The sequence below is a fragment of the Pseudoalteromonas sp. S1727 genome (assembly GCF_005886375.1).
GTDB classification, from domain to species: Bacteria; Pseudomonadota; Gammaproteobacteria; order Enterobacterales; family Alteromonadaceae; genus Pseudoalteromonas; species Pseudoalteromonas haloplanktis.
In genome coordinates this window covers 1-9179 of record NZ_PNDT01000123.1, presented here as the reverse complement: position 1 = coordinate 9179, position 9179 = coordinate 1, and the positions used below count along the sequence as shown (strand labels likewise).

8 protein-coding genes are annotated in these 9179 nt (G+C 42.4%); 7 read left to right on the top strand and 1 reads right to left on the bottom strand.

Annotated elements, in window-relative coordinates:
• The first annotated feature begins 243 nt into the window (after positions 1–243).
• Genes CWB85_RS20180 through serS form a run of 5 tightly spaced genes read left to right on the top strand, consistent with a single transcriptional unit; the run spans position 244 to position 6381 of the window.
• Entirely contained in the window at positions 244–2724 is a 2481-nt protein-coding gene (locus CWB85_RS20180) for a DNA translocase FtsK (protein WP_138555863.1), read from the top strand.
• Positions 2725–3351, top strand: a complete 627-nt coding sequence (gene lolA, locus CWB85_RS20175; RefSeq protein ID WP_016707456.1) for an outer membrane lipoprotein periplasmic chaperone LolA — start codon at positions 2725–2727, stop codon at positions 3349–3351. It begins immediately after the preceding gene.
• 5 nt (positions 3352–3356) lie between these two features.
• Positions 3357–4700 carry a replication-associated recombination protein A gene (locus tag CWB85_RS20170; protein ID WP_138555862.1) on the top strand — a complete coding sequence of 448 codons (1344 nt, stop codon included), beginning with the start codon at positions 3357–3359 and terminating at the stop codon, positions 4698–4700.
• Positions 4701–4710: 10 nt separating this feature from the next.
• Positions 4711–5073 (top strand): fluoride efflux transporter CrcB, encoded by a 363-nt coding sequence (gene crcB, locus CWB85_RS20165; RefSeq protein WP_016707454.1) that lies wholly within the window; start codon positions 4711–4713, stop codon positions 5071–5073.
• A 9-nt stretch (positions 5074–5082) separates the two neighbouring features.
• Complete coding sequence (gene serS / locus CWB85_RS20160; RefSeq protein WP_016707453.1) at positions 5083–6381, top strand: serine--tRNA ligase; 1299 nt, start codon at positions 5083–5085, stop codon at positions 6379–6381.
• A 548-nt stretch (positions 6382–6929) separates the two neighbouring features.
• Here serS and CWB85_RS20155 read toward each other — a convergent pair.
• On the bottom strand, positions 6930–8111 hold the full coding sequence (locus CWB85_RS20155) for a PQQ-dependent sugar dehydrogenase (RefSeq protein WP_138555865.1): 1182 nt from the start codon (positions 8109–8111) through the stop codon (positions 6930–6932).
• Between CWB85_RS20155 and CWB85_RS20150 the strand changes: the two genes are divergently transcribed.
• Positions 8096–8551, top strand: coding sequence for a hypothetical protein (locus CWB85_RS20150; protein WP_138555861.1), 456 nt, complete (start codon positions 8096–8098; stop codon positions 8549–8551). The genes CWB85_RS20155 and CWB85_RS20150 overlap by 16 nt on opposite strands.
• A gap of 131 nt (positions 8552–8682) precedes the next feature.
• Positions 8683–9003, top strand: a complete 321-nt coding sequence (locus CWB85_RS20145) for a GFA family protein (protein WP_249314928.1) — start codon at positions 8683–8685, stop codon at positions 9001–9003.
• Positions 9004–9179 lie beyond the last annotated feature (176 nt).

Below are 9179 nucleotides of genomic sequence, written 5' to 3'. Positions count from 1 at the left end.
CAACATGTCAAAATTTATGCCTTGTTATCACTCCATTTATCTGTCGCTATAAATGGTCAGTAACTTAACACGATTGTTATAAGTTGTATTATTGATACATGCGCGAATGATAAAAACTCGTTCATAATCAAGTAAGCAGTTAGCGTATAAGATAAAGTGCAACAAAAAGTATTTCCTGCTAAGGTATTCCATTGCTAACAAAAGAGTACAAAGAAGTACAAAGAAAATGAGGAATAGCGAGTTATGCGCCTAAACGGTGTACAAAGACTATTAGAAACCGGTTTGATAATCAGCACCTTTGCCGCCATATTTATTTTGTGTGCATTGATAAGCTTTGATCCCGCAGATCCTAGTTGGTCGCAAACAGGTTATGAGAATGTAAGAAACATAACTGGGGCCGCTGGCGCGTGGATTGCTGATATTTTATTACTTACATTTGGTTGGCTGGCTTATTTAGTGCCGGCTGCAATCCAAATCTTTGGCTATTTATTATTTAAGCAACCGCATAAGATATTTCAGCTTGATTACACAACCTTATCATTACGTGTAATAGGCTTTGCGTTATTTATTACCTCAGCAACTGCTATCAGCAGTATTAATTTCGATGATATTTATAATTTTTCTTCCGGTGGGGTAGTAGGGGATGTAATCGCCTCAGCCATGATGCCGGCATTTAATTTTACGGGTACGTCTATTTTATTATTGTGCTTCTTCTTTGCTGGTTTAACCTTGTTAACTGGTGTGTCTTGGGTGCAATTTGTTGACTTCATTGGCGATTGGATTATGCGTAGCTATCATTTTATTGTTGATCATCTGCAAGCATGGTTGCAGCGTGAACGCGCAGCAAATACAACTGTAACCACTGAGCAGCCTGTAATTGATGAACCAAAAGCCGCAAAAGAGACTCCGTCGATTCACTTTACTGAAACAAGTAAAGTAGCAACGAGCAATACGAACACAGCCTCCGATTATCAAGACTCACATCCAGCATTTGATGACCTAGATGATATTCTCGATCAAGAGATTAATTTCAGTGCTATTGATGATGAGCCAATGGATACCGCAGCAGCTTTAAATGCACTGGATCAAAGTTATGTTGCCGAGCCAGAAAAACCAGTTACAACCGTTGTCTCTCCAGCGCGACCGATGCCAAAGCCTAAGAGCACTTATCAACCGCCGCCAACAGCAAAAGAAAAGTTTGAGCAATTATTAGAAGAACAGCCACCAAGTACACCGATGCCAACGCTTGATTTACTTGATAGGCCAGACAAAGCGAAAAACCCAATTTCTCCAGAAGAACTTGAAGCAGTCTCGCGTTTAGTTGAAACCAAGTTGCTTGATTTTAACGTTCAAGCGGCCGTTGTAGGTGTTTATCCTGGTCCTGTTGTTACTCGTTTTGAGCTTGATTTAGCGCCAGGTATTAAAGTGTCTAAAATTACTGGGCTTGCGAAAGATCTGGCTCGATCGCTATCTGCAGTCAGTGTGCGCGTAGTAGAAGTGATCCCAGGTAAAACGTACGTAGGTATTGAGCTGCCAAATAAACACCGTGAAATAGTACGTTTATCAGAAGTGATAGATGCACCTAAGTTTGAGCAAAACCCATCACCTTTAACCATGGTATTGGGTAAAGACATTGCCGGTGAGCCAATTTGTGCTGACTTAGGTAAAATGCCCCACTTATTGGTAGCGGGTACAACCGGTTCAGGTAAGTCAGTGGGCGTTAATGTGATGATATTAAGCTTGTTATATAAATCTGGCCCTGATGATGTACGGATGATCATGATAGATCCAAAAATGTTGGAGCTTTCAGTATACGAAGGTATCCCACATTTGTTGTGTGAAGTGGTCACTGATATGAAAGAAGCCGCTAATGCACTGCGTTGGTGTGTCGGCGAGATGGAACGTCGTTACAAGCTAATGTCGGCTCTTGGTGTACGTAACTTAAAAGGCTATAACCAAAAAGTAATGGAAGCTAAAGAAGCGGGTTACCCGATTTTAGATCCATTATTCAAAGACACCGATGGTATGAAAGACGGCCCAGATGAGCTAGGAAAACTACCAAGTATTGTTGTCGTTATTGATGAATTTGCTGACATGATGATGATTGTTGGTAAAAAAGTTGAAGAGCTGATTGCACGTATCGCGCAAAAAGCCCGTGCCGCTGGTATTCATTTAATACTGGCTACGCAGCGTCCATCGGTGGACGTTATCACTGGCTTAATAAAAGCAAATATACCAACACGGATGGCGTTTCAGGTTTCAAGTAAAATTGACTCACGCACTATATTGGATCAACAAGGTGCCGAAAATCTATTAGGCATGGGTGATATGTTGTATTTACCGCCAGGTACTAGCGTACCGGTGCGTGTTCATGGCGCGTTTGTGGATGATCATGAAGTTCATGCCGTTGTTGATGATTGGAAAAAACGCGGCAAACCAAATTATATAGACGAAATTCTTAATGGCGATGCGACGGAAGAGATATTACTTCCGGGTGAAGCGAGCGAAAACGCAGATGAAGAATCAGATCCCCTGTATGATGAGGCTGTTTCATTTGTAATTGAAACAGGTAAAGTATCGGTTTCAAGTGTACAGCGTAAATTGCGTGTTGGTTATAACCGTGCAGCGCGGTTGGTTGAACAAATGGAAACGTCGGGTATTGTGAGCGCACCAGGCCATAATGGTGCCCGTGATGTATTAGTGCCCAATGGTGGAGCAAATTAAATGAAAAAAATTAACTATTTAGCCATGGCGATCAGCTGTCTGTTATCAGCCTCTGTCTATGCAGATGACAGCCAAGCATTACAAGACAAACTTGCTGGATTAAAAAGCTTTCAAGCACAATTTGAGCAGCAAGTGAATGACGACCAAGGTCAGTCAATAATGCAAGGTAAGGGCACGATTGCTTTACAACAGCCAATGATGATCCGTTGGCAGCAAGCTAGCCCCGATGACACTTTATTTGTCTCAAATGGCGATAAAACGTATTACTTTGACAGCTTCGCAGAGCAAGTTACGATTATGAATACGCACAGCTTGATTGATTCAACGCCATTTGTATTACTCACGTCTAAAGATCCTGCGCAGTGGCAAAAGTATCAAGTAACAGCCACCGCGGCAGGTTTTAGTGTCACTCCTAACCAAGGCGTTGAAAGCCAAGTTGAACAACTAGACATTGTATTTGCAAAAGATCAAACAGGCCTAGCACAACTATTAGTCAAAGACAGTTCAGGACAATCATCAACCTTTACGTTTAGTGATGCTAAAGTAAACGAAAGTTTAGCTGATTCAACCTTTGACTTTAGTATTCCTGAAGGTGTTGAAATAGATGACCAAAGCCAAGGCGAATAATTTCAGTGAGTAATTTAGGCTTTAATTTTGGCCCTGATGTGCGCCCACTTGCGGCGCGCATGCGACCAACCAGTTTAGATGAATATATTGGCCAGCAACATTTATTAAGCCAAGATAAACCACTCTACCAAGCCATTTTAGCAGGGCGGTGCCATAGCCTTATTTTATGGGGGCCGCCAGGTGTTGGTAAAACCACCTTAGCGCAAATTATAGCTAATCACGCTGATGCTGCACTGATCCAAATGTCAGCAGTTACCGCAGGTATTAAAGATATTCGTGATGCGGTGAGTGAAGCGCGTAATAACCTTGAAGGGCGTGGACAACGTACGTTATTGTTTGTTGATGAAGTACATCGCTTCAATAAATCTCAGCAAGATGCCTTTTTACCGCATATTGAAGATGGCACCTTTATATTTGTAGGCGCCACCACCGAAAACCCATCGTTTGCACTTAATAACGCAATTTTATCCCGCGCTCGTGTGTATGTGCTTAAATCGCTACAAGAAGTTGATCTTCACAATGTTATTGAACGTGCTCTAGTATATGATGCCGAACTAAAAGATAAAACCATAGTGCTTGCTGACAACGCTAAAAAAGCGTTGTGCCAAGCCAGTGATGGGGATGCCCGTAAAGTTCTCAACCTACTTGAACAAGCGATTGACTTAACGATTGAGCAAAACGGCCAGTATCTGGTTGATGAACACGTACTTAGCCAAGTACTGCCAACTCACTTAGCGAAATATGACAAAGGCGGTGATGAGTTTTACGATTTGATCTCAGCTTTTCATAAGTCTGTGCGTGGTAGCTCACCAGATGGCGCTTTGTATTGGTATTGCCGTATTTTAGCCGGTGGTGGCGATCCTCTCTATGTTGCAAGGCGGTTATTGGCGATAGCCACAGAAGACATAGGCAATGCAGATCCTCGAGCAATGGAAGTGGCGCTAAACGCGTGGGATATATTCCAACGAGTAGGGCCTTCAGAAGGCGAGCGAGCCATTGCCCAAGCAACTATTTACTTAGCCAGTGCACCCAAGAGTAATGCTGTGTATGCGGCGTTTAACCAAGCCAAGCTGGATGCGCAAAATGAGCCGAGCTACCCGGTGCCTGAGCATTTACGCAATGCGCCTACCAATTTGATGAAAAACTTGGGCTATGGCGCTGAATATCGCTATGCCCACAATGAAGAAGGTGCGTTTGCCGCAGGCGAAAACTATTTCCCTGAGCAAATTGCCGATAAACGTTATTACTTTCCGACTGAACGTGGTTTAGAGCAAAAAATTAAGCAAAAGCTCGATTATCTCAAAGAGCGCGATCAACACAGTGATATAAAACGCTATGACAAGCCTTAAGATATACCTCATGATTGCCGCCGGAGGAGCATCCGGTGCCTGCTTACGGTTTTTTATTAGCGAAACCATGCTAAAACTGCTGGGCAGGGGATTCCCTTTTGGCACGTTGGCAGTTAATATTCTTGGTTCATTGTTGATGGGCATATTGTACGGTTTGATAGAGCGTGAAATTATCACCGCAAGCCCCGCTAAAACCCTTATAGGAATTGGCTTTTTAGGTGCTTTGACCACCTTTTCGACATTTTCAATGGATTCGTTGTTGTTATTACAACAAGGTCACTTTTTTAAAATGGCCCTCAATATCGTCTTAAATGTGACGGTGTGTATTTTTATGGCTTGGCTGGGCCTTCAGCTGGTAATGCAAAAAGGTTAAAAAACTAACATGTTAGATTCTAAATTATTACGTCAAGATCTCGAGCAAACAGCGGCGCGCTTAGCTGCACGTGGCTACGAGCTAGATACTGCGACTGTCAGCGCACTTGAAGAAAAACGCAAAACACTACAAGTAAAAACACAAGAATTACAAAGTGAGCGTAACAGCAGCTCCAAAGCGATTGGCCAAGCAAAAGCAAAAGGCGAAGATGCACAACCGTTATTAGACGCGGTAAGTAACTTAGGCGCCCAACTTGATAGCGTTAAAGCTGAACAAGATGAAATATTAGAGCAGCTTAAGCAAATCTCTTTAGCGATCCCTAATTTACCCGATGAATCAGTACCAGCAGGTGCGGACGAGTCAGAAAATGTTGAAATTTCAACATGGGGCGAGCCTAAAAAATATGATTTTGCAGTAAAAGATCACGTTGATTTAGGTCAGGACTTAAACGGCCTTGATTTTGAAATGGGTGTTAAAATCACCGGTTCTCGCTTTACAGTAATGCGTGGTGCAACAGCACGCATGCATCGTGCGCTAGTACAATTTATGCTAGACACGCACACAGACAAAAACGGCTACACAGAAATGTACGTACCGTACTTAGTAAATCGCGACAGCCTATATGGCACAGGTCAGTTACCTAAGTTTGCTGAAGATTTATTCCACACCAAAGGGTTAGTGAACGATGACGGCGAAGAGCAAGAAGGCTTTAGCTTAATTCCAACAGCAGAAGTACCACTGACCAACAGTGCTCGTGACGAAATCTATGATGAAAAAGACTTACCCATTCGTTTAACCGCGCACACGCCATGTTTTAGAAGTGAAGCGGGCAGTTACGGCCGTGATACCCGTGGTCTTATCCGTCAGCACCAGTTTGATAAAGTAGAGCTTGTACAACTTGTAAAACCAGAAGATTCAATGCAAGCATTGGAAGAGCTAACAGGTCACGCTGAGCAAATCTTACAAGCGTTAGAACTGCCATACCGAAAAGTGATTTTATGCATGGGCGACATGGGCTTTGGCTCTGCTAAAACCTACGATTTAGAAGTCTGGTTACCAGCGCAAAATACCTACCGTGAGATTTCATCATGTTCAAACATGGTCGACTTCCAAGCACGTCGTATGCAAGCACGCTTTCGCCGTGCTGGTGAGAAAAAACCAGAGTTATTACATACACTCAATGGTTCAGGTTTAGCGGTTGGCCGTACACTGGTTGCGATTTTAGAAAACTACCAACAAGCCGACGGCTCAGTTGTAGTACCAGAAGTACTTCGTCCCTATATGAACGGACTTGAAGTGATTAAATAAGTTCTTTGGAGCTGTAAGTTTTAAGCTTTAAGAGAAGCCGCTGTTTGTAACGAACAGCGGCTTTTTTATTATGAATTAAGGTCATAGATTCAAGGTTCAGAGTATAAGCACAGAAATAATGAGTTATGAGATTAACTCGGTGTGCAATTCATCGTGTAGGAATCGTCTTTAGCCATGATTAGCTTATAGTTAGAAAGGTTTAAGGACAAAGCGCAAGAGCAATAAAAATCTGAAACAGGATTTAGTAAATTAACCCCATTTTTCAGTGATGTTCTAAATGGCGAATATGGCAGTTAACCGGGTAGCCGGGAGGCCTCTAACCTCCAGATCCCATCATGCGTTTTTTATTGATAGGAAGTGCAATGGGCGGTTCACCCTCCGTAATGATTATTGATCCAAATATTTCTCAATGACGCTAAACCTTGTGAACCTAAATCAATAAGCAAGTTCGTTTAATTCGTCTGTCGATGTGGCTGTTAAGCAAGTAGCTTACGGCAAACACACATAAGGACCGTGACAGCGTAAAACATGAAACTAAGCCGGCCTAATCACTTTGGCTTTATCAGCAGTAACTTAGCCTCTTTGCCATCAGTTAACACTGCGATATTTCCCTCTGTTGTCACAAATACATCCCGCAAACGCCCATTAACCTCAGGGAATATATGAGACTGGATAAACTCACCGTTAGCTAAATTAACGCCGTAGAGTTTTTTATCGACCAGCGTAGTGATTAGCACATGCTGTTGTAGTGACGGAAAAGCTAAATGCTTTGAGCCATAATACGCCATGCCTGATGGGGCGATTGAGGGCGTCCAATCAACCGTTGGTTTAGCCATTCCAGGGTATTCTCTAAACGGTGATATACGTGCTTGTGAGTAATCATCTCCGTTGGTGATCACAGGCCAGCCGTAATTAGTGCCAGCGGTTAAGTAATTTAGTTCGTCGCCACCAGCTGGGCCATGCTCGTGGCTGACTATTTGCTGGGTGTCATAATCATACACTAGGCCTTGGGTGTTGCGGTGGCCGAGTGAAAAAACAACCTGAGCGGCGAGGTCTTCATGATCACTAAATGGGTTATTGCTGGGCACATTACCAGCTAAATTAATGCGTAATACTTTACCTAATTGGCTGGTGATAACTTGCGCTTGCTCTCGATAATCAAAGCCATCGCCACTTGAGAATAATAAGGTGTTATCGGGCAATACTAAGGCGCGGCCAGCATAATGCTGTGGTGTGTCTTTATCTGTTGCAACGCGATAAATAATTTTAGGCTGAGAAAAATCAGTGCCATTAAAGGTCGCTTTAGCAATTACGAGCCGGTTTGTGGCTAACTCGCCTTGTGCGTAGGTAAAAATAATCTCATTGGACTCATTGAAGTCAGGCGATAACACAATATCGAGTAAACCACCTTGGCCGGCAACATATAATCCTTCAAGGGGCAGTTTAACTCTTGATAACTGGTTGTTTTTTACTATTACTACATGGCCGTCACGCTCGGTGATTAACCAAGTGCCATTAGGTAGTTCAACCATACTCCAAGGAGAATTAAGCTCAGTTGCGAGGGGGGCAATGCTGTATTGTTTTGTGGGTAATGTTGAGCCTGCGTGTACTGAAAACGCAAAAGCCCAAACAAGCGTAATACAACAGATAGATTGTTTACAGCTTACGCCTTTGCTAATGTGGATAAAACGTTTCATTTTAAGTTGAGATAACCATGCCATTTTTAACACGTTTGTTGCCTTCATTTTTAGCTTCCTGGTTACTTACATTCACACTTGCTAGCTTGTTTCATAGTCAATATGTTGTCAATCAATTAGTTAACGTGGGTATAGAGATAAGCTTTAATGATCGTGTTAATTTAACGCTTGATGATTGGCTCGGGTTATTACCAACCTATGGTGCAATAATTGCCGTCGCACTTGCGTTCGCATTTTTAGTTACAGGACTAGTGTACAGAAAACACCCTAAATATGGCATTCAACTATTTGTTATCGCAGGAGTAACGGCGTTTGCAGTTGCTTTAGTGGCCATTGAGTCAATTATGAATATCACGATTATTGCAGGTGCCAGAGGTTGGGGGTTCTATGCACAACTGATTGCTGGTGCAGTGGGTGGGTATGTTTTCGCTGTGTTAGCAAAAAACTACATTAGTAGAAATGATCGCTGCTAATTTAAATAGGGATAAGACTTGTCGCGATATAGTGTCTTTTTATTGTGAATTAGCTTAACTATTATTAAAATTATTGACCCAAAAAAGAAACTGAAATAGGGTTTAAACAATGTCAGCGTCATTCAGGATCGTTGACTCAAGTTTGGGTTGAGTTATCAAAAGAGCAAATACAGTGGACCGGCTCTGGAGGCTCACCAAAGTTATGGCGTTCATCTGAGTACTCAAGTAGCGCTTTTTGTTCAGAGTGTGGGAGTACAATAGGTGCAATTGACGATAAGCCGACATTAGCACTTGCACTCGGAACATTTGATTTACCCAATTGTAAAGGTTTCATCCCGCAGTCTCATTCTTATATTTCGAATTTACCCAAATGGTGGCGCATTGATCACTTAAAAACATGTGATCAGTTTAATACCAATCGACTTAAATATTTAACCATTCTAGCGGGCTAAATAAAGCGCTAACTGCGTTATAAATGACTGCATGGATGCAGGAGGTAGAGCAATGCAGGAGCAATTGCCGAGAACAACTACATGTCAAAATTTATGCCTTGTTATCACTGTATTTATCTGTCGCTATAAATGGTCAGTAACTTAACACGATTGGTATAATCACTGTTCAGCGGTCG